The organism is Rummeliibacillus sp. JY-2-4R (genome assembly GCF_053847205.1).
Window position 1 is genome coordinate 1,933,814 of record NZ_CM132623.1, and the last position, 20,599, is coordinate 1,954,412.

Consider the following 20,599-nt stretch of genomic DNA (forward strand, 5'->3'; position numbering starts at 1 on the left):
GAGGAAATCAAAATGGATTTTAAAACAGATTTTAAACCACTTACAGTTGCACCTGATAATATTTACGAACATAGTTTTGCAACAATTGCAGAGGAATATGGTCCACATGATTTTACGGAAGACGAATGGAAAGTTATTCGTCGTATCATTCATGCATCTGCAGATTTTGATCTAGGTAGAAGTGTCATTATTCATCCAGATGCAATTGGTGCAGGAATAAAAGCAATTCGCGCGGGGAAACCGGTTATTGCAGATGTTCAAATGGTGGAAGTTGGCACTGGGCATAAACGTTTCCAAAAACACGGTGGTGATATTTACTGTTATATCTCAGATGACGATGTATCACAAGCAGCAAAAGAAGCGGGAGTTACACGTGCAATTATGTCTATGCAAAAAGCTGCTCATTTCCATGAAGGGGGAATTTATGCCATTGGAAATGCACCAACTGCACTTTTAGAATTGATTCGATTAATCAAAGAAGGTAAAGCAAAACCTGATTTAATCATCGGTATGCCTGTTGGTTTTGTTTCAGCTGCTGAATCCAAAGAAGAATTAGCAAAAGTTACAGAGGTTCCATTTATTACGAATATCGGTCGTAAAGGTGGAAGTACAGTTACTGTAGCTGCATTAAATGCTATTTCAATTCTAGCCGATCAAAAATAATGCAAAAGAAAAATAAAAAAGACCCATCGCAAATGCGTCATGGCTACACAACAGGCGCTTGTGCGACAGCTTGCACGAAAGCTGCATTAACAGCCCTAATTACTGGTGAAGCACAAGAAACAGCTACGATTCATTTACCAATTGGGCGAGATGTAACGTTTACGATTGAAAAGAATGTATTTACTGACAAAGGAATGTCTTGCGAGACAATCAAGGATGGTGGAGATGATCCAGATGCTACACATGGTGCTTTGATTGTTTCAACAGTTAGTTGGCAAGAAGAATCAGGAATTAGTTTAGACGGAGGGATTGGGGTTGGACGAGTAACAAAACCAGGTCTTCCAGTAGCAGTCGGAGAGGCAGCGATTAACCCTGTTCCTCGTAAAATGCTATATTCAGCAGTAGAAGAGACATTAGCTGAATTCAACATCAAGCGTGGGGTAAAAGTGATCATCTCGGTTCCAGATGGAGAGGAAATTGCGAAAAATACATTAAATGGTCGTCTAGGAATAATAGGCGGGATTTCAATATTAGGTACAAGAGGCACGGTTGTTCCATTTTCTAGTTCAGCTTATATGGCAAGTATAGTTGAAGCAATCAGTGTTGCTCATGCTACTGGAAATGATCATGTTGTGATGACCACTGGTGGGCGAAGTGAAAAATATGCGATGAAGCAATATGAAGGGCTACCAGAGGAAGCATTTATTGAAATGGGTGATTTCGTCGGTTTTGCTGTCAAGCATTGCAAGATACTTGGAATAAAGAGAGTATCCCTTGTTGGTATGATGGGGAAATTTTCAAAAGTTGCACAGGGAGTTATGATGGTACATTCCAAAAGTGCACCAATTAACTTTGAATTTTTGGCACAATTAGCTAAAGACGTTGATGCATCAGAAGAAATCGTTCAACAGGTAACTGAAGCTAACACAGCATCACATGTAGGAGAAATCATGCTTGGGAGTGGCAATACACGTTTCTTTGATCATTTATGTGAAGCATGTTGTACTTCTTCATTGAAACATGTAAAAGGTGGACTAGTTATAGATACGGCTATTTATTCTATGAAGGGTGAATTATTAGGAAGGGCTGATGGAATTGACGCAATCGATTAAATTAATTGGCATTGGAGATAACGGACTAGCAAGTTTATTGCCCCAATATAGCAAGTGGATAGAAGAAAGTGAAGTACTGATTGGTGGCGAAAGATTGATAGAGTTCTTTCCTTATTATAAAGGAGAAAAAATAATCGTAAAAAGTGGTTTGAAGAAACTTGTTGATACAATTCAACATGAAACAAGAGATATTGTTATTTTAGCTTCAGGTGATCCATTGTTCTATGGACTTGGAGGCTATTTATCAAAATATCTAAATGTAGAGGTATATCCCCATGTTAGTTCTATACAATTAGCGTTTTCTAAAATCGGTGAGAGCTGGCAAGATGCATATATTACAAGTGTTCACGGCCGTTCAATGAAAGGATTAATCCAAAGAATTGATGGCTATGACAAGATTGCTTTATTGACGGATGCAATAAATAGTCCGACTGCAATTGCTGAGTACTTAATTCAATTTGGAATGAATGAATATAAAGCATTTGTTGCAGAAAATTTACAGGGCGAAAACGAAAAAACGGGTTGGTACTCATTAAAAGAAATGAAAAACGAAGAATTTTCCCCATTAAACGTTGTTATTTTAAAAAGAAATGCCCCTTCTCCAAAATGGAGTTTAGGTATTCCAGACGATGAATTTTCTCAAAGACGCCCCGATAAAGGGCTTATTACCAAAAAGGAAATTCGTGTTTTAAGTTTACAAGCTTTGCAATTGCTAAAGAACAGTATTGTATGGGATATCGGAACATGTACGGGTTCTATGGCAATTGAAGCTGCTAAAATTGCACGTGAAGGTCAAGTTTTTGCAATTGAAAAAAACGAAGGGGACCTAGCAAATTGTATTGAGAATCAACATAAATTCCGTACAGATTTAACAACAATACATGGTAAAGCACCTGAAGGACTAGATACTTTCCCAAATCCAGATGCAATTTTTATCGGTGGAACAGGTGGGAATATGAAAGACTTACTTGGAGTTTGTTGTAACCGAATAAATGAGGGAGGCCGAATTGTATTAAATGCTGCAACAATAGAAAATTTATATAAAGCGCTTGAATGCTTTAAAGAGCTGAATTTTAAAACGAGTATTTTACATGCACAATTAGCACATAGCAAACCGATTCTAGGTATGAATCGATTTACACCACTTAATCCAATTTATATTATTACTGCAGTGCGAAAGGAAGAAAATGATGACTAATACTGGTACATTGTATGGCCTAGGAGTTGGGCCTGGAGATCCAGAACTAATTACTGTAAAAGCTTTTCGAGTTATTCAAGAAACGCCGATAATTGCTTATCCTCGTAAGAGAAAAGGTAGCAAAAGTTATGCGGAGCGTATCGTTAATGTATACATAAAACCCGGCGAGAAAGAGATGCTTGGTTTAGTTTTCCCAATGACGAAAGACCAAGATATTTTAGATACTGAATGGCGTAAAACGGTAGAAATTGTCTATGAAAAATTACAAGAGGGTAAAGATGTTGCTTTTGTAACGGAAGGAGATCCACTTTTATATAGTACTTTCATTCATATGATGAAATTAATGCAAGAACTTCACCCACATGTTGATGTGAAAACAGTACCTGGTATTTCAAGCTTTAATGGATCCGCTTCAAGATTAGGGATTGCTTTAGCTGATGGAGATGATCATGTTGCAATCATTCCTGCTCGTGATGATTATGCTGAAATGCGTAAAGCAATTGAAGATCATGATGCAGTGGTCTTTATTAAAGTGGCTAAAGTAATAGACTTAATGATTGCAGTATTAAGAGACTTAGATCTGTTGGACAAAGCATCTGTTGTTACAAAAGTAACTTCTGAAGAAGAAGTGATTTGGGCAATGGATGAGTTAGATGGAGCAGAATTAGAATACTTGACATTAATGGTGGTGCGTAAATGATGAAGAAAATTTATATTGTTGGAGCAGGTCCAGGCGATCCAGATTTAATCACAGTGAAAGGTCTTCATATTTTACAAACAGCAGATGTTGTAATGTATACAGACTCACTTGTAAATGAGGAATTAATTGCAAAAGCAAAACCAGAAGCTGAAGTTTTAAAAACAGCTGGTATGCATTTAGAAGAAATGGTTGACGTGATTATCGATCGTGTAAATGCAGGGAAAACTGTTGCTCGTATTCATACGGGTGACCCAGCTATGTATGGGGCAATTATGGAGCAAATGGCATTACTGAAAAAGGAAGACATCCATGCAGAAATTATACCTGGCGTTAGTTCTGTATTTGCTTCTGCTGCAGCAGTTGGTGCTGAATTAACGATTCCAGATTTAACACAAACACTCATTCTAACTCGCGCAGAAGGTCGTACGCCAGTACCAGAATTCGAAAAATTACGTGATTTGGCTAGCCATCATTGCACAATTGCGCTATTTTTAAGTGCTACATTAACGAAGAAAATCGTTAAAGAATTACAAACTGCTGGTTGGTCAGATGATACACCTGTGGCTGTAGTACAAAGAGCAACATGGCCTGATCAAAAAATAGTACGCACTACTTTAATCAACCTAGATGAAGATATGCGCATAAATGGTATTCGTAAACATGCAATGATTTTAGCAGGTTGGGCTTTAGATCCAAATATTTATGAAAAAGATAAATATCGCTCTAAATTATACGATGCAACTTTCACTCACGGATTTAGAAAAGGCGTGAAACCACAATGATAGAATTACAAGAAGGAATCCTGCCCGAAGTTGACCAACGAAATCCTTATGTAATTGTTGCAATAACAAAACATGGTGTACAACTTGCGCGGAAATTACATAATTCATTTATCCATTCGGACGTCTACTATATGAGTAAATTTGAACAAGGTGATGAAGCATCAAAACACATACAGTTATTTTCTGGTAGTGTAAGAATGCTTCTCCCAACACTTTTCAAACAATATAAAGGCATTATTTTAATCATTTCACTAGGTGCAGTGGTTAGAATGATTGCACCAATTTTAAAAGATAAAAAAACAGACCCTGCTGTCGTTGTCATAGATGACCGGGGTGAAAATGTCATAAGCGTTCTTTCTGGTCATCTTGGTGGTGCAAACCAATTAACACATGAAGTAGCTTCTGTACTAAATGCCCGTCCGATTATTACTACTGCTTCTGATGTCCAAAAAACAATACCAGTTGATTTATTTGGCTCACGTTTTGGATGGGAGTGGGATTCAGCTGATAAATTAACACCTGTGAGTGCTGCCGTGGTGAATGAAGAACCAGTTGCGATTGTTCAAGAATCTGGTGAAACGAATTGGTGGCATTTAAAAAGTCCAATGCCCAACAATTTAAAAGTTTACGCATCAATTCAAGAAGCGATTGAAGCAAAACCAAATGCGGCATTAGTAATTACACATCGCATTTTATCGAAAAAAGAAGAAAAAATCCTTGATAATGGTGTACTTTATCGACCCAAAAATGTTGTAATTGGTATGGGATGCAATCGAGGAACTTCAGCAATAGAAATCGAACAGGTCATTAAAGAAACATTAGATGATCTGCAAATTTCAATAAAAAGTGTAAAAGCGCTCTGTACTATTGAACTAAAAAAAGATGAAGTAGGGCTCTTAGAAGTCGTTGATAGACATGGATGGGAATTTGTTTATTATAAACCAGAAGAACTGAATGCTCAGAAAATCGAAGCGCCATCAGATACAGTATTTAAATATACAGGTGTTTATGGCGTAAGTGAACCTGCCGTTAGAATTTATACCGGTTCTGAACATTTAGAGGTTATCAAGAAGAAATCAGGCAATACAACGATATCCGTTGCATTAATGTAATAAGCAGAGGAGGAATACAATGTCAGCACATCGATTAGTAATTGCTGGTACAGGTAGTGGTGTCGGCAAGACAACTTTCACGATTGGACTAATGGTAGCATTACAACAAAAAGGTTACCAAGTTCAAGGATTCAAATGTGGACCAGATTATATTGATCCTACATTCCATACTGCCGTAACAGGTAGACCTTCCCGTAATTTAGATAGTTGGATGTTTGATGAGAAAACAGTTATTGATATTTTGGAAAGAAGGAGCCGAGATGCAGATATTTCAATAATTGAAGGCGTGATGGGTTTTTATGATGGAAAATCACCATTAGATGACCGAGGTTCTACAGCTGAAATAAGTATTTTAACAGAAAGTCCTGTCATACTAATCGTAAATTGCGCAAGTATGGCCCGTAGTGTTGCTGCTATTGTTAAAGGATTCCAATCATTAAATAATAGAGTCAATATCGTTGGGATTATAGCCAATCAAGTTGGTAGTGAAGGTCATTATAAAATTGTAAAGGCAGCTGTAGAACAAGAGTGTGGAATTCCAGTAGTTGGTTTCTTAAAAAAAGAAACGGATATTCATATGCCAAGCCGTCAATTAGGGTTAATTCCTGCGATTGAACGCGGTGAATTACAGCCATTCTTCCAACAATTAGGTGAGTTGATTAATGCTACTGTAGATGTAGAAAAGTTATTTGAGTTATCGACTGCTACTAAACTCCAAGTGATAGAACCAAGTATTTTTGAGCAGAAAGAAGAGCAGCATGTAAAAATTGCAGTTGCCAAAGATGCAGCATTTAACTTTTACTATGAAGAAAATATTGAGTTACTTAAAGCACATGGGGCAATAATTGAGTATTTTTCGCCATTAAAAGGTGAATTAGTTCCGACCGATGCAGATGGATTATACATCGGAGGTGGGTTTCCAGAAGAATTTGCAGAGGAACTTTCACAACAATCTACAGTAAAAGAATCAATTAAACAAGCAATCTCAAAAGGAATACCTACACTAGCTGAATGCGGTGGCTTTATGTTCTTGACGGAAGCTATTTTTGATACGGAGGGAAATCGTTTTGATATGGTTGGTATTATTCCTGGAACTGTTCAGATGCAAACAAAACGAGCTGCACTCGGTTATCGCGAAATTTTCGGTACATATGGGAACTTCTTAATTAGCGAGAATCAAGTAGCTAAAGGTCATGAATTTCACTATTCTACTTATTCAACAGATGAAAATATTACGCATGCTTATGAAACAAAGAGTCGTTTCAAAAAACAGGGTGAAGGATATTTGAACGGAAATTTAGTTGCAGGGTATACACATTTCCACTTTGCTTCGAACCCGCAATTAGTTGTTCAATGGATTGAGCAATGTAAAAATTATCAAAAGAAAGTTGTGAATGCTAATGGTTAACTATTACCCAATGATGTTGAATATTACAGATCAACCTGTAGTCGTCATTGGTGGAGGTTCAGTTGCTACACGGAAAGTCGTATCCCTATTAAGTGCTCAAGCTCAAGTGACAGTGATTAGTCCAGATCTTTCACCAAAACTCCAACAATTAGTGGATGAAAGATCAATAAAATGGAAGAATAAAACCTTTACTCCTGAGGATTTAGAAGGTGCATTTTTAATAATTGCCGCTACTAATTCTTCTTCAATCAATGAAATGATAGCAAAAAACGCGAAACCCCATCAACTTTGTAATATCGTTGACAATGAAGAGCAAAGTCAATTTATCGTTCCATCAGTAGTAAAACGAGGACCATTAACTATTGCCATTTCTACATCAGGGGCAAATCCAAAACTTTCGAAAAAAATTAAAAAACAAATAGAAGAGCAATATGACGAATCGTACGAAGCGTATATTTTATTTTTGCAAAAAGCTAGAAGGCAAATTATTGAAGAAATAACGGATAAAAGTCAAAAAAGTGAACTGTTAAATGCGTTGCTTGATCCTCAGTTTTTAACATTAACTAAAACAAACAACTTAGCAGCGCGTGATGCATTGTTCAAACAATTATTACAAAGGGGATCGATACTATGACAAAAGGAAAAGTTTATCTAGTCGGAGCAGGTCCTGGAGATCCAAAACTAATTACAGTATATGGACTTGAATGTATTAAAAAAGCAGATGTTATTGCATATGATCGTCTTGTAAATCCAGATTTATTGAAAAATGCAAAAGAGGATGCAGAGCTAATTTTCTGTGGTAAATCCCCAGGTAAGCATCATTTAATCCAAGAACAAATTCATACATTGTTGGTTGAAAAAGCACTTGAAGGTAAAGTGGTAACACGTTTAAAAGGTGGAGACCCTTGCGTTTTTGGTCGTGGTGCAGAAGAAGCAGAAGTGTTAGTAGAACATGGAATTGAATACGAAATTGTTCCTGGGATTACTTCTGGAATTGCAGCACCGGCTTATGCTGGAATTCCTGTTACACATCGTGAATTTGCTTCAAGCTTTGCTATTGTTACAGGACATGGTCGTGATGAAAAAGGTCAAGACCATTTAAACTGGGATGCTTTAGCAAATGGCATTGATACAATTGCTTTTTATATGAGCGTTGGTAATTTGGAATATATAAGTAAGAAGTTGATTGAAAATGGAAGAACTGCAACTACACCAGTAGCTGTTATTGAATGGGGTACAACAGAACAACAACGAACGATTACAGGAACGCTTGCGAATATACATGACAAGGTCATTCAAGAAGGATTCCATAATCCATCGATGGTATTAGTTGGTGAAGTTGTTCGCTTACGTGAAAAAATCCAATGGTTTGAACGTCAACCTGTAATGAGATAGGAGAATTCAAATGACAATTATTGAAGCGATTAAAGAGCGTCGTGCCATACGTAATTATGCAGAACGTGAAGTAGAAAAAAAGAAAATTGAAAAATTGTTGGAAGTTGCTACATATGCTCCAAATGATCGTTTACGTCAACCATGGCATTTCTATGTGATTACTGGTGATGCAATGAAACGATATGAAGAAATGGCGACTGAATACTTACAGCAACGTTTTCCAACGAAACCGCATTTAGTTGAAAGTTCTTTAAAAGTTGTCACAACAACACCAGTAGCTATAGTTGTTACATCAGTAATCATTCCCGATAAACCGGATGATTCTGAAGATAATATTTTTGCTACTTGCTGTGCCATTCATTCCATGTGGTTAGCTGCACAAGAATTAGGCTTGGGCTTTGTTTGGAGAACAAGAGGTGTGGGATTAGTTCATGATGATCGAATGCATGATTTTATCGGTTCTCCTGAAAATGAAAAAGTAGTGGGAACAATCTTCATTGGTTATCCAGAAGAAGGTATAGAAGTTCCTGCAACTGAAAGAATATCATTTGAAGAAAAAACGACTTGGTTGTAAAAAGGGGGAACAGAAATTGGCACGACAAGGTTTACTATTAGTTTATACAGGTGAAGGTAAAGGGAAAACAACAGCCTCATTAGGTGTAACACTTCGAGCAATTGGCAGAGGTTACAATGTGAAATATATGCAATTTATCAAGTCTCCTGAACGTACATATGGTGAAGCCATAGCTCTTCGCAAACTAGGCGTAGAAATGGAACAAATGGGCATCGGTTTTACATGGACAAAAACACCAGAAGAGCATCGAGAAGCTTTGAAAGAAGCCTGGCAAAAAGCAAAAGCTGCATTAGAGGACCCTTCGATTGATTTATTAGTACTAGATGAATTAAATAATGCCCTTTCGATTGATAAATTTCCAATCGGTGATGTCCTACCTCTACACGAAGTAATTGAGGCAGTGAAAAATCGTCCTTCAACGATGCATCTAGTCATTACTGGGCGAAATGCTAAACAAGAACTAATAGACTTGAGTGATTTAGTTTCAACAATTGATGCAACCAAGCATTATTATGAAAGAGGAATACCCGCTGTAAAAGGTTTAGAATTTTAATGGAAGAAGGGGAGACCGTGACTGCTAAGGCATTAATGATTCAAGGTACTGCTTCAGATGTTGGTAAAAGTATGATTTGTACTGCATTTTGCCGTATATTTTCAGACGACGGGTTGAAAGTCGTCCCTTTTAAGTCACAAAATATGGCACTAAATTCTTTTGTTACGATTGACGGCGGCGAAATCGGCAGAGCGCAAGGTGTTCAAGCTGAAGCGGCAAGAGTCATCGCTACAACAGATATGAATCCAATTCTTTTAAAGCCAAAACAAGATATGGTCTCAGAAGTCATTGTGCATGGAAAGCATTTTATGGATATGAGTGCAACGAAGTATCGTAATAATTTTGTGCAAGAAGCCATGCCGATTGTAGAAAAATCCATACATAAGTTGCAAAAAGAATATGATGTGATTGTATTAGAAGGTGCAGGGAGTCCAGCTGAGATAAATCTAAAAGACCGTGATATTGCGAATATGAGAATGGCGCACTTAAGCGATGCTTCCGTTATTCTAGTCGCAGATATTGATCGAGGTGGAATGTTTGCATCCATAATAGGGACATTAGCACTTCTTGATGATTCAGAAAGAGCAAGAGTAAAAGGAATAATTATCAATAAATTTCGGGGAATGCGCGAGTTATTAGATGATGGTGTAAAATGGCTAGAAAAAGAAACGGGTATACCAGTTCTCGGGGTTATACCATTTATTGATATTAACATTGAAGCGGAAGACTCTTTGGCATTATCATCATTACGGTTCAAAAGACCAAAACAACATGAATTTGCTATTGATATTGCCATGATTTGTTTACCACGAATTTCAAATTTTACAGATGTAGATCCATTCTTTGATGAACCTGAAGTCGGAGTGCGTCTAGTACGGCATGTAAAAGACCTAGGTAATCCAGATCTTCTCATATTGCCTGGAACCAAAAATACCATTGATGATTTACAATGGCTAAAAGATCAAGGGTTTGAACTGGCTATAAATCGACTTGTTGAAAAGGGTACACATATATTCGGCATTTGCGGAGGTTTTCAAATGTTGGGTCAAAGATTACTAGATCCGGATGCAGTGGAAGGAGATGGTAGTAGTGCGGTAGGGCTGTCATTATTACCATTAACCACGATTTTCAATAAAGTGAAAAAAACTGTTCAAATGACTGGTTCTATTAATATCTTAGATCAAAACATGAAAGTAACTGGATATGAAATACACTTAGGGAAAACCATTATTGAAGATAAAAATGGGTCTGCATTTTTATCGTTATCAGATGGCCGTACAGATGGCGCCGTTGCAATGAATGGACAAATCATTGGTACGTATTTTCATGGAATCTTTAATAATCGTGAGTTTACTAGAAAAATAGTAAACCAACTTCGAAACAAAAAAGGGTTGGAACCACTTAATGAGGAAGTAAAATCTGATGCAGAAAGAAGAGAAGCTGCCTATCAATTATTAGCAAATCATGTAAAGCAAAATATTGATCTTGAGAAAGTATATGAGATGATTCAAACTTCCATAAGTTTAGGATAACTAGAATATTGTTTCGTAATGTAAAATAAAAATGACCATCACACAGGATGGTCATTTTTATTTGGTAAACTCTACTTTGTTATCGAAATAGTTAATTTACTCTTTTTTTTGAAACTTATGAAGAACTAAAGTAAGTACAGGCGGAATAATTATATAAATATAAAGGATTCTAAATAATTGATAAATAGTTACTGTTGCAACATCTGCATGAACTTCATGTGCAATAATCCCCATTTGATCCATTCCTCCAGGAGCTAAACTTAAAAACCCAGTAATAATTGAAGTATGTTGAAAATCTTTCATAATAATTATACTCATGATAAATGTTATCAACACTAAAAAGACACTACTAGTAATTGCGAATAGGAATATTTTCTTTTTATCTTTTAAAGATTCTGGATGCAATAGTAAACCAATATGTATACCAACAACCATTTGGCAAATATTCAATAAACCATGTGGCAATGCCGATGCATAAAACGAAGTTAAATTGATTAAGATGGTCATAATAATTGGTCCTAGTAAGTATGGTGCTGGAACCTTAATTTTCTTTGCTAGCAGTGAAGCAATCGTACACAATACAATATAAATGATAAAGTGAAATCCATTAAATGTATTTACCAAAGTTGTTATGTCAGTAGAAATGTGTAAATTTCCTGATTGAAGAAATGGCATATGAACGACAAATGGTACTAAAAATACGACCATAATAACACGAATTGCATGAAAGAAGGTAACGGTTGAAAGTTCAATTCCTTTCATTTCTTGTGCAAAAATGACAATCTGAGTAAGGCCACCAGGCACGCTGCTTGTCAATGCAGTAGGAAAGTCAATATCACTGTTTTTAGAAATGAAAAAAGCAAAAATACAACTGAAAATAAATAAAATAGTAGTAATGATTAGCATTAAGGGAATATCAGTTAACATGGTACCTAATATTGATTTGTTAAAAGAAATTCCTAGTGAATAGCCAATAACGATTTGTGCTCCAAGTTGAAGCTGTTTAGGCATATTCATAGGTGTATGCCATATTCTATTCGCTACTAATATGGCGAACATTGGACCTAGTAGATAGGGAACTGGGGCGTGTATTAATTTAAATACGATTACACCCAATATTCCAATGATCACCGTTTTAATAAATATTTTTATTTCGAATGTTTTCATAATCACACCCTCTTCAAACTATACTATCTATTATGGCAATAAAAATAGAGAATGAAAAGTCTGTTTGCAATTTAACTATGTTTGAAATTATTTGAGAATAAAAAAAGATTAGGAGAATTGGGATCTCCTAATCTTCAAGCGATACAATTTATAAGTTAGTTTTTAATCCTGTATTCGCTTTAACTTCAACTTCTGCATATTTTTTAGCATCTGATTTTTCACCAACAAGTGAACCAATCCATCCAGCTAGGAAGCCTAATGGTACAGAAATAATTGCTGGGTTTGTAAGTGGGAATAATGGAGAACCAATTAGAATTGCTTTACCTTCAGGACTCCAAATGTTAGGGCTTACTGCTACTAGAATTAATGCAGAAACTAAACCAGTAACCATCGCAGCAACTGCACCAGTTGTATTGAATTTTTTGTAGTAGATTGTGTAAATAATTACTGGTAAGTTTGCACTTGCAGCAATACAGAATGCTAATGAAACTAGAAATGCTACGTTTAATGTTTGAGCACCTAAAGCAAGCAAGATTGAGAATACAGCTACGCCAATTGAAGCCCAACGAGCAGCACTCATTTGTTGTTTTTCAGTTATTTTACCTTTTTTGATAATTTGTCCGTAGATATCATGAGCAAATGCTGAAGCACCTGATAACACAAGACCAGCTACTACTGCAAGGATTGTTGCAAAAGCAACCGCACATACAAAGGACATAAGCAGGTCTCCGCCAAGTGCATCCGCAAGTAGTGGAGCAGCCATATTACCAGCCGCATTTGCTGCAATAATTTTCTCTGCACCAACAAATTTTGCTGCACCGAAACCTAAGAAAATAGTTAGGATATAGAAGATTCCGACAATCCAAGTTGCTGTAACTACTGAACTACGAGCAGTTTTCGCATCTTTAACTGTAAAGAAACGCATTAGAATATGTGGTAAGCCAGCTGTTCCCAATACTAAGGCAATCATCATTGATAATGTATCTAAACCGTTTGTGTATTTTACCCCTGCGTTTAAGTAAGCTTCTCCATGTGGAGTTGCAGTTTTAACTGATGAGAACATTTCTATAATATTAAAGTTGAATTTAATAAGTACTAAAACAGAGATAATAACAGTACCAATCATTAATAATACAGCTTTAATAATTTGTACCCAACTTGTTGCAGCCATACCGCCCCAAAGAACATAAATAGTCATCATTACTCCAACAAGAAGAACAGCTACCCAATAAGGAATTCCTAATAATAATTGTATAAGTGCACCTGCGCCAACCAATTGTGCAATCATATAAAATAGTACGATTACAATAGTGCTAATTGCTGCGGTACCACGAACTTTTTTCTGATCAAAACGTGCAGTAATCATATCTGCTAAAGTATAACGGCCAAGATTTCGTAATGGTTCAGCCACAATATATAAAACTACTAAGTAAGCTACTAAATAACCAATACTATAGAAGAATCCATCAAATCCAAAAAGTGCGATAGCACCTGCAATCCCTAAGAATGAAGCTGCTGATAAATAATCCCCTGCAATAGCAATACCATTTTGCCATCCAGTTAGTCCGCCACCCGCAGTGTAAAATTCACTTGCTGAATGATTTTTTTTAGAAGCAATGAAAGTAACGACTAATGTTAAACCTACAATTGCTACGAAAAAGATAATGCCAATTGTACCCATTAATATCCACCATCCTTAGCCTTCTCAATAATTTTGTTCGCGTCGTTATCAAAAACATTTGCTTTGCTAACATAAGTCATACATAAAACCCAAGTCATTATGAATAGGCCTAAAGAATATAGCCAAACCCATGTTATATCTCCGATTGCTTTTCCGTCTAAGACAGAAGTAAAGGAAGTTAAGATAGGTAATAAAATATATAATGCCAAGAATAATATTGAAATAGGTACTATAAATGCATTTTTCTTTTTTACTAACTCCTTAAATTCTGAACTTTCTGAAATTGACACATACTCTTCAGGTGAAAAGTCATTCTTCGATCCTTGACTAGGTTCAAATGAATTTGTAATAACTTGACCCATATCAAATCCCCCTTTGATGATTTGTGAATTTGAAAGTGCTTTCAAATCCTTGAAATAATCATATTCAAATTTGACGAAAATAGCAACATTTTTTTGCGAAAAAGAATAAATTATTCTAATTTATGTATATATTTTTCTCTTTAAATCAAAAAAGCCATTAGCTAATATGATTTAGCTAATGACTTTTTTGAATATCCTTGTTGAAATTATAGGTATTTCCTATTAAAAGTATAATACAATTTACATAGAGAAGTAAATAATAATTTTTTCGAGAATATATATATAACTAAATAGTGTTTATATTCTTCTGTTGGTTAATTTGGCGAATTTTTTGTTGACTTTGATTTTTTATAAATAATTATGACAATTGTAGTCAGTATTTCAGCAAACGTAAAAGCTAACCAAATGCTTTTATTATTTAACAATGATGGGAGAATATAAAGGAGCGGTAATAAGAACGCTATGCTTCTCATAATCGTAATCATCATTGATAATCTAATTCGTTTAATAGCTTGATAATATTCTGCGTGTATTAAATTAAAGCTTAAAAATAAATAACCGATAAAGAATAGGGTAATTCCATCTTTTGTAAAGAATATGACTTTTTGATCGTTGACACCAAATAATCCGATAAGTTGGTCATCGAAAAACCACCCCAATAACAATATTACTAATCCACAAATAATCCCTGTTTGTAATCCCAATTTCAACACTTGTTGCAATCTTTCTTTTAACTGTGCTCCGTAACTAAAACTTACAATTGGTTGAATGGCCAATCCGATTCCTGTAAATACCATAATGAATACTGAATGTAGATAGTTAACAATTGCATATGAAGTAACACCAATTTCACCAACAAAATGTCTAAATGCAATGTTATAACCTACAACAACAATTGCAACAGTACCTTCAGTAATAAAGCTTGGAAATCCAATTTTTAGTATTTCTAAACTTAATTTCATATCAAAATGATATCTTGTAAATTTTAAATTGCTTTTTTTTGTAAAAAAGTGAAAAAGAAGTACAATCAATCCCGCTAATGTTGATAATGCTAATGCATATGCAGCGCCCTTTACGCCCATGTTCAAATTAAAAATAAAAATATAATTTAAGATGATATTTAAAATAGAGGTAGTGATTAAACTGGTCATGACTAGTTTTGGATTACCGTCATTTCTCACAAATATACTTAAGAACTCTTCTAATACGAATACAATTCCAAAGAATAAGATGATTTTTAAATATTCTTCAACATAAGGAAAAATCTTGGGGCTTGCTCCAAACAAATAGGCAATTTCTTCTTGTTTCCATAAACAACCTAAGACGATAAAACCAACGATAACTATTGTCATCATTATACTTTGAGTAAAAATATAAATTGCCTTCTTATAATTGTTTTTTCCCATTTCGATGGAATATAAAGTAGCGCCACCTATACCAATCCATAAAGAGATAGAAAGTAAAATAGAGAAGATAGGGACAGCGATATTTACACCTGCAAGAGCAATTTCACCTACTCCTATGCTAATAAAAATGCCATCTACCAATATATTGATTGCCATTAAGACCATTCCTAATAATGATGGAAATAAATAAGAAAAAAACAATTTTTTAATAGGTGTTTTTCTTAAAGTTAATGCGGTTGTTGCCATAAACACTCCTCCTCGGAGCAACAAGTCCAATTGTTATACAATTTAAGTTTTGAATTTAATTTATCTTATGCATTTAACAAGTTGGCAACAGAGATAAATATAATAGAAATTAACAAATAATTTTCTAGTATTTTAATAAAACTGACGGTTCTACAAATATTGAAAAGAGCTTTTATAGATCATTTATAAAGATAAAAACCGACATATTTCTACGAAAATCAAATTAATTAATAGAAATGTAAAAAATAATATTATTTCTGTATAGAACAAAATAATTTCTATATAATTCGTATATTTTCTGCTATTTTTAGAATTCGCTAAATAACGACACTTTTTCATTAGAATCGAATAGTTAGTCGACTAATGCGCATATTTGAACTTTTATAAAATCGATTATTGCGATTAAATTCCAACTTTTATTTATGAATTTCAAGAAAATTAATCATCAATTAAAAAAGGTTCCCAAATGTATATTTGGGAACCTTTTTATGTGTTAAAATAAAGATAAATTGAGGTGAATGCGTATGAAACAAAAGAAACCTAAAATACTTCGTGATTTTTTAATTTATCTAACTGCAATTAAAGGAAAATCAAAACGTACTCGCGATGAATATGAATATGACCTAACGTTATTTTTACGCTTTCTACTAGTCATTCAACAAGATTTGGAGATACATCAGATTGAAACGATTGATATACAAGGAATAGATTCCGCTTTTTTAAAAGATATCTCATTAGAAGATATGTATATGTTTTTAGAATATTGTGAGGAGCAAAGGAAGAACTCAGCAAATACAAGAGCTCGGAAAGTTGCAACTCTCAAATCATTCTTTAAATACTTGAAGTCTAAAAGGAATATTATTGAAGAAAACCCAGCAGAGAATCTCGAAACACCAAAGGTAAGTAAAAGGCAGCCAATCTACTTAAGTTTCGATGAGGCCAAGACTTTTATGAATGGAATTTCATCTAAATGCCATCATGATCGTGATTATTGTATGATGACTTTTTTCTTAAATTTAGGTATCCGTGTCAGTGAACTTTGTAACTTAAATGTTGATTCCATACAGGAACGTTTTTTAACTGTTAGGGGGAAAGGCGATAAAGAAAGAACCGTTTATTTGAACGATGCATGTATGAAGACACTTAATACGTATTTAGAAAACGAGCGACCAAATATAAAGGATTCTACCAATAATCAAGCGTTATTTCTTTCTCAAAAGGGGACGAGATTGACGAGACAAAGAGTGGCTAAAATTGTCAAACAAATCAACCATTCATCGGGTCTGGAAAAGAAAATGTTATCGCCACATAAACTAAGACATACCTCCGCAACGATGATGTATAAAAGCGGTGCAGATATCAGAAGTCTTCAGCAAATACTAGGACACTCAAATGTATCAACAACCCAAATATATACACATGTTGAAGATAAAGAAATCCAACGAGTAATTGAAAATAATCCATTTAACATTTAATTAAATAATATTATTATGTAAACTAAAATTATAAGAGGAGGAAAATAAATGCTTGAAATAAATGAAGAAATGTTAGAAGGCATTATTCTAAGTATTAAACCAGAATTTTGCGAATTGATATTAGCTGGAAATAAACCATATGAATTTCGAAACTTCATACCCAAACAATTTTCTCCATACTTTTTTGTATATGAATCCGCTCCATCATCTGCATTAAAATACATTCTTAAAGTCGCAAAACCAATTAAATTTCCTGATCAAGTTGAAGGAAAAGGCTTTGGTAACGAGCTTTTTAACAACGGACAAATGAGTTATAAACATGCTTATAAAATTGAAGAAATATACTCAATAGCAGAACCAATTCCTCTTACTATTTTGAGAGAAAAATTCAATTTTTCAGCACCACAGGCGTATACATATCTAAAAAATAATAAGGAATTACAAAGTTTTCTGACAGGGAAAAATCTAGAACTTTTTATTCCAAAATAGATTTCGTTAAAAAGCCATCACAATATTGATGGCTTTTTTAGTTTCTATAACACACATGTGGTAATAATCTTATGTAAACTAAAACATCTTGTATCCAATTCAAAGGAATTAAGTAAAGTATATTCTTATTGATATTTTTAAGTTGATGGTAGTGATGAATACTTATTGATATAAGATTTCTAGTTTAATTTTCATTTTTAGAACGAAAGATCATGTATCCAATCTGTACTTAAACAGCTAAGTTAATCTTCTCTTTTAGTAGAAATACTTAATAATATCATTTGCAAATTAGCAAAAAGTATTTTAATTATTCTAAATTATTGGAAATTTAAGAGGGTTTTTATTCCAAAAAGCGTAATAGTATTATTATAAATGCCATTGAAACTAATTAATCGGTATTTTATTGAAATTACTTTCATAACTTTAGGTATTGGATACAATATCCGCTGGAGGTTTTGCACTTGAACATTACTTATTTATTCGTACCGGGGTGTAAAGAAAGGATAATTTATAAAGCAATTGATAGTTCTGCTGATACGATTGTTATTGATTTAGAAGATGCAGTTGCTCTATCAGAAAAGGAAACTGCTAGAAACCTAGTATCAAAGATTTTAGAGAAAAACAATATAAAAAAGGAACACATAATTCGTATCAATGGATTGGATACAACATTTTGGAAAGATGATCTTGATATTGCCATAAGGCATGGTGTTAATGGCATTATGATTCCGAAAGTAGAAGATGCCAATATTATTGAAATAGTATGTGAATATCTTGAAAGCAAACAAGTCAAGAAAGATTTTTATTTGATTCCATTAATTGAAACGGCAAAAGGAGTACATTTTGCATATGAAATTGCAAAAAGCCATGAAAGAATTCAACGGTTGGCTTTTGGGTCGATTGATTATTACTTAGATATAGAATGTGAGCCCTCAAAAAATGGAGAAGCGTTAATATATCCAAAATCTCATCTTGTCATTTCTTCCAAAGTAGCAAACATTGGGGGTCCTATTGATACAGTATTTACAGACTTATCTGATGAAGAAGGGTTAGTAAACGAAACAAAATTAGCAAAGCGTTTAGGATTTCATGCAAAATTACTGATTCATCCGAAACAAATTGCGAGTGTTCATCAAGTATTTACACCCACTAATGAAAAACTATTGAAAGCAAATGAAATTGTTAAATTTTTTGAAAAAAATGAAGGCAATGGAGAAGCTTCATTAAAACTCGATGATCAATTTATTGATTATCCAGTTTACAAAAAAGCGAAACAACTCGTTGAACGCTTTGCATTAAAGGAGATTCGTTAATGAAAGAAATTTTATATAAAAATATTGTCGATGCGGTTGCCAAAGCTTGCCAAGATGCGAATTTTCATTTGGGCGAGGATGTAATGGATGCTTTCCGCTCATCCCTTCAAACGGAAACGAATGATAGTGGAAAATATATATTAAATCAACTTATTGAAAACGCAAACATTGCAAGCCTTGAACGTATTCCGATGTGTCAAGATACGGGAGTTGCGGTGTTTATTGTGGAATTAGGACAAGAATGCAAAATTGTTGGTGGATTGTTAAATGATGCTATTAACGAAGGGGTCGTAAAAGGATATGAACAAGGCTATTTGCGGCATTCAATAGTATCAAATCCGATTACTCGTGAAAAGGATTCTACTTTCTACAATGGTCCGGCCATCATTCATATCGAAATGGTCGATGGTGATGAATTGCATTTACATATGACTGCCAAGGGTGGCGGTAGTGAGAATATGAGTAAAATGCAAATGTTAAAACCATCAGAAGGCTATGAAGGGGTAGAAGAATTTATCTTAGAAACAGTTAAAAAAGCAGGGCCAAACGCCTGTCCGCCATTAGTCGTTGGGATTGGTATTGGAGGGAATTTTGAATACTGCTCCTACTTAGCAAAAAAATCGCTGTTTAGAAAAATTGGAGAAAAACATAAAAATAAAGAAATTGCCGAACTTGAATCTAGGTTAATCACAAAGATAAATGAGCTAGGAATTGGTCCACAAGGCTTGGGCGGATCGACGACTGCATTGGATGTCAAAATTGAAATGGCACCATGCCATATTGCTGCTTTACCTGTTGCTATAAATTTGAATTGTCACGCAAGTAGGCACCAGCATATCGCTTTATAAAAGGAGTATGTACATGAAACAGATTAGTTCCCCTATAAAAAATGAAGAACTCATATCTCTAAAGGCAGGAGAGCATGTATTAATAACAGGCATCATTTATACAGCAAGGGATGCCGCACACAAGAGATTATACGAGATGTTAAACAACGGTGAAGAACTCCCAATCGAAATTAAAGGCCAAACATTTTACTATATGGGGCCCACTCCGGCTAAACCAGGTGCAGTAATTGGTGCTGCTGGCCCAACTACTAGTGGAAGAATGGATAAATTTACTCCTTTGCTTTTAGATAAAGGATTAAAAGTAATGATTGGTAAAGGATATCGAAATCAAGAAGTAAATGAAAGTATGAAAAAGAATAAAGCTATCTACTTGGCTGTAATTGGTGGATCAGGAGCTTTAATTTCTAAAAAAATAAAGAATGTAGAAGTTGTTACATTTGAAGATCTTGGACCAGAAGCAATTTACAAATTAGAGGTTGCAGATTTTCCAGCAATAGTTATCAATGATTTATACGGAAATAATTGGTATTCAATGGTTCAAGACACTGCCAAATGAAAATTCGTTTAAATGGAGTTTGATTAG

Annotated in this window: 21 protein-coding genes; 17 read left to right on the forward strand and 4 right to left on the reverse strand. The window is 34.6% G+C overall.

What is annotated here, in order from left to right:
• Nucleotides 1-12: 12 nt before the first annotated feature.
• Genes ACWV26_RS09345 through ACWV26_RS09400 form a run of 12 tightly spaced genes read left to right on the forward strand, consistent with a single transcriptional unit; the run spans nucleotide 13 to nucleotide 11,029 of the window.
• Nucleotides 13-663, forward strand: a complete 651-nt coding sequence (locus tag ACWV26_RS09345) for a precorrin-8X methylmutase (protein WP_455898069.1) — start codon at nucleotides 13-15, stop codon at nucleotides 661-663.
• Nucleotides 663-1,775 (forward strand): cobalt-precorrin-5B (C(1))-methyltransferase, encoded by a 1,113-nt coding sequence (locus ACWV26_RS09350; RefSeq protein ID WP_455898070.1) that lies wholly within the window; start codon nucleotides 663-665, stop codon nucleotides 1,773-1,775. Before ACWV26_RS09345 ends, ACWV26_RS09350 begins: the two co-directional genes overlap by 1 nt.
• Nucleotides 1,753-2,973 (forward strand): precorrin-6y C5,15-methyltransferase (decarboxylating) subunit CbiE, encoded by a 1,221-nt coding sequence (gene cbiE, locus ACWV26_RS09355; protein ID WP_455898071.1) that lies wholly within the window; start codon nucleotides 1,753-1,755, stop codon nucleotides 2,971-2,973. The genes ACWV26_RS09350 and cbiE overlap by 23 nt, the downstream gene beginning before the upstream one ends.
• Nucleotides 2,966-3,673, forward strand: a complete 708-nt coding sequence (gene cobI, locus ACWV26_RS09360) for a precorrin-2 C(20)-methyltransferase (protein WP_455898072.1) — start codon at nucleotides 2,966-2,968, stop codon at nucleotides 3,671-3,673. The genes cbiE and cobI overlap by 8 nt, the downstream gene beginning before the upstream one ends.
• The gene (gene cobM / locus ACWV26_RS09365; protein ID WP_455898213.1) at nucleotides 3,673-4,455 is read left to right on the forward strand and encodes a precorrin-4 C(11)-methyltransferase; all 783 of its coding nucleotides are present in this window, start codon (nucleotides 3,673-3,675) and stop codon (nucleotides 4,453-4,455) included. The genes cobI and cobM overlap by 1 nt, the downstream gene beginning before the upstream one ends.
• Entirely contained in the window at nucleotides 4,452-5,567 is a 1,116-nt protein-coding gene (locus tag ACWV26_RS09370; RefSeq protein WP_455898073.1) for a cobalt-precorrin 5A hydrolase, read from the forward strand. The genes cobM and ACWV26_RS09370 overlap by 4 nt, the downstream gene beginning before the upstream one ends.
• Before the next feature lie 19 nt (nucleotides 5,568-5,586).
• Nucleotides 5,587-6,975, forward strand: coding sequence for a cobyrinate a,c-diamide synthase (locus tag ACWV26_RS09375; protein WP_455898074.1), 1,389 nt, complete (start codon nucleotides 5,587-5,589; stop codon nucleotides 6,973-6,975).
• Nucleotides 6,962-7,609, forward strand: a complete 648-nt coding sequence (locus ACWV26_RS09380; protein ID WP_455898075.1) for an NAD(P)-binding protein — start codon at nucleotides 6,962-6,964, stop codon at nucleotides 7,607-7,609. Before ACWV26_RS09375 ends, ACWV26_RS09380 begins: the two co-directional genes overlap by 14 nt.
• Complete coding sequence (gene cobA, locus ACWV26_RS09385) at nucleotides 7,606-8,370, forward strand: uroporphyrinogen-III C-methyltransferase (RefSeq protein ID WP_455898076.1); 765 nt, start codon at nucleotides 7,606-7,608, stop codon at nucleotides 8,368-8,370. The genes ACWV26_RS09380 and cobA overlap by 4 nt, the downstream gene beginning before the upstream one ends.
• 10 nt (nucleotides 8,371-8,380) lie before the next feature.
• The gene (locus ACWV26_RS09390; RefSeq protein ID WP_455898077.1) at nucleotides 8,381-8,944 is read left to right on the forward strand and encodes a nitroreductase family protein; all 564 of its coding nucleotides are present in this window, start codon (nucleotides 8,381-8,383) and stop codon (nucleotides 8,942-8,944) included.
• A gap of 16 nt (nucleotides 8,945-8,960) precedes the next feature.
• Nucleotides 8,961-9,497 (forward strand): cob(I)yrinic acid a,c-diamide adenosyltransferase, encoded by a 537-nt coding sequence (locus ACWV26_RS09395; RefSeq protein ID WP_455898078.1) that lies wholly within the window; start codon nucleotides 8,961-8,963, stop codon nucleotides 9,495-9,497.
• Between the two features lie 17 nt (nucleotides 9,498-9,514).
• Entirely contained in the window at nucleotides 9,515-11,029 is a 1,515-nt protein-coding gene (locus ACWV26_RS09400; protein WP_455898079.1) for a cobyric acid synthase, read from the forward strand.
• A 96-nt stretch (nucleotides 11,030-11,125) separates the two neighbouring features.
• Here ACWV26_RS09400 and ACWV26_RS09405 read toward each other — a convergent pair whose 3' ends face one another.
• The 4 genes from ACWV26_RS09405 to ACWV26_RS09420 all read right to left on the reverse strand — a co-directional run bounded on the left by ACWV26_RS09405 (nucleotide 11,126) and on the right by ACWV26_RS09420 (nucleotide 15,891).
• Entirely contained in the window at nucleotides 11,126-12,196 is a 1,071-nt protein-coding gene (locus tag ACWV26_RS09405) for an AbrB family transcriptional regulator (protein WP_455898080.1), read from the reverse strand.
• A gap of 148 nt (nucleotides 12,197-12,344) precedes the next feature.
• On the reverse strand, nucleotides 12,345-13,877 hold the full coding sequence (locus ACWV26_RS09410) for a solute symporter family protein (protein WP_455898081.1): 1,533 nt from the start codon (nucleotides 13,875-13,877) through the stop codon (nucleotides 12,345-12,347).
• The gene (locus ACWV26_RS09415) at nucleotides 13,877-14,239 is read right to left on the reverse strand and encodes a DUF485 domain-containing protein (protein ID WP_455898082.1); all 363 of its coding nucleotides are present in this window, start codon (nucleotides 14,237-14,239) and stop codon (nucleotides 13,877-13,879) included. The genes ACWV26_RS09410 and ACWV26_RS09415 overlap by 1 nt, the downstream gene beginning before the upstream one ends.
• A 314-nt stretch (nucleotides 14,240-14,553) precedes the next feature.
• Nucleotides 14,554-15,891: an MATE family efflux transporter gene (locus ACWV26_RS09420; protein WP_455898083.1), complete on the reverse strand. Its 1,338-nt coding sequence runs from the start codon at nucleotides 15,889-15,891 to the stop codon at nucleotides 14,554-14,556.
• 524 nt (nucleotides 15,892-16,415) lie between these two features.
• Here ACWV26_RS09420 and ACWV26_RS09425 point away from each other — a divergent pair.
• The 5 genes from ACWV26_RS09425 (at nucleotide 16,416) to ACWV26_RS09445 (ending at nucleotide 20,572) form a co-directional block, all read left to right on the forward strand.
• Nucleotides 16,416-17,366, forward strand: coding sequence for a tyrosine recombinase XerC (locus tag ACWV26_RS09425; protein WP_455898084.1), 951 nt, complete (start codon nucleotides 16,416-16,418; stop codon nucleotides 17,364-17,366).
• 48 nt (nucleotides 17,367-17,414) lie between these two features.
• A complete protein-coding gene (locus ACWV26_RS09430; RefSeq protein ID WP_455898085.1) occupies nucleotides 17,415-17,855 on the forward strand; it encodes a hypothetical protein in 441 nt (146 codons plus the stop codon).
• Nucleotides 17,856-18,316: 461 nt separating this feature from the next.
• Nucleotides 18,317-19,168 (forward strand): HpcH/HpaI aldolase/citrate lyase family protein, encoded by an 852-nt coding sequence (locus ACWV26_RS09435; protein ID WP_455898086.1) that lies wholly within the window; start codon nucleotides 18,317-18,319, stop codon nucleotides 19,166-19,168.
• On the forward strand, nucleotides 19,168-20,016 hold the full coding sequence (locus ACWV26_RS09440; protein ID WP_455898087.1) for a fumarate hydratase: 849 nt from the start codon (nucleotides 19,168-19,170) through the stop codon (nucleotides 20,014-20,016). The genes ACWV26_RS09435 and ACWV26_RS09440 overlap by 1 nt, the downstream gene beginning before the upstream one ends.
• Nucleotides 20,017-20,029: 13 nt before the next feature.
• A complete protein-coding gene (locus ACWV26_RS09445; protein WP_455898088.1) occupies nucleotides 20,030-20,572 on the forward strand; it encodes a Fe-S-containing hydro-lyase in 543 nt (180 codons plus the stop codon).
• The last annotated feature ends 27 nt before the right edge of the window (nucleotides 20,573-20,599 follow it).

Excerpts from the sequence above, each read along its gene's own strand:
- ACWV26_RS09345 (WP_455898069.1), top strand. The coding sequence starts at position 13 with ATGGATTTTAAAACAGATTTTAAACCACTTACAGTTGCACCTGATAAT.
- ACWV26_RS09350 (WP_455898070.1), top strand. The coding sequence starts at position 663 with ATGCAAAAGAAAAATAAAAAAGACCCATCGCAAATGCGTCATGGCTAC.
- cbiE (WP_455898071.1), top strand. The coding sequence starts at position 1,753 with ATGGAATTGACGCAATCGATTAAATTAATTGGCATTGGAGATAACGGA.
- cobI (WP_455898072.1), top strand. The coding sequence starts at position 2,966 with ATGACTAATACTGGTACATTGTATGGCCTAGGAGTTGGGCCTGGAGAT.
- cobM (WP_455898213.1), top strand. The coding sequence starts at position 3,673 with ATGAAGAAAATTTATATTGTTGGAGCAGGTCCAGGCGATCCAGATTTA.
- ACWV26_RS09370 (WP_455898073.1), top strand. The coding sequence starts at position 4,452 with ATGATAGAATTACAAGAAGGAATCCTGCCCGAAGTTGACCAACGAAAT.
- ACWV26_RS09375 (WP_455898074.1), top strand. The coding sequence starts at position 5,587 with ATGTCAGCACATCGATTAGTAATTGCTGGTACAGGTAGTGGTGTCGGC.
- ACWV26_RS09380 (WP_455898075.1), top strand. The coding sequence starts at position 6,962 with ATGCTAATGGTTAACTATTACCCAATGATGTTGAATATTACAGATCAA.
- cobA (WP_455898076.1), top strand. The coding sequence starts at position 7,606 with ATGACAAAAGGAAAAGTTTATCTAGTCGGAGCAGGTCCTGGAGATCCA.
- ACWV26_RS09390 (WP_455898077.1), top strand. The coding sequence starts at position 8,381 with ATGACAATTATTGAAGCGATTAAAGAGCGTCGTGCCATACGTAATTAT.
- ACWV26_RS09405 (WP_455898080.1), bottom strand. The coding sequence starts at position 12,196 with ATGAAAACATTCGAAATAAAAATATTTATTAAAACGGTGATCATTGGA.
- ACWV26_RS09410 (WP_455898081.1), bottom strand. The coding sequence starts at position 13,877 with ATGGGTACAATTGGCATTATCTTTTTCGTAGCAATTGTAGGTTTAACA.
- ACWV26_RS09415 (WP_455898082.1), bottom strand. The coding sequence starts at position 14,239 with ATGGGTCAAGTTATTACAAATTCATTTGAACCTAGTCAAGGATCGAAG.
- ACWV26_RS09420 (WP_455898083.1), bottom strand. The coding sequence starts at position 15,891 with ATGGCAACAACCGCATTAACTTTAAGAAAAACACCTATTAAAAAATTG.
- ACWV26_RS09425 (WP_455898084.1), top strand. The coding sequence starts at position 16,416 with ATGAAACAAAAGAAACCTAAAATACTTCGTGATTTTTTAATTTATCTA.
- ACWV26_RS09430 (WP_455898085.1), top strand. The coding sequence starts at position 17,415 with ATGCTTGAAATAAATGAAGAAATGTTAGAAGGCATTATTCTAAGTATT.
- ACWV26_RS09440 (WP_455898087.1), top strand. The coding sequence starts at position 19,168 with ATGAAAGAAATTTTATATAAAAATATTGTCGATGCGGTTGCCAAAGCT.
- ACWV26_RS09445 (WP_455898088.1), top strand. The coding sequence starts at position 20,030 with ATGAAACAGATTAGTTCCCCTATAAAAAATGAAGAACTCATATCTCTA.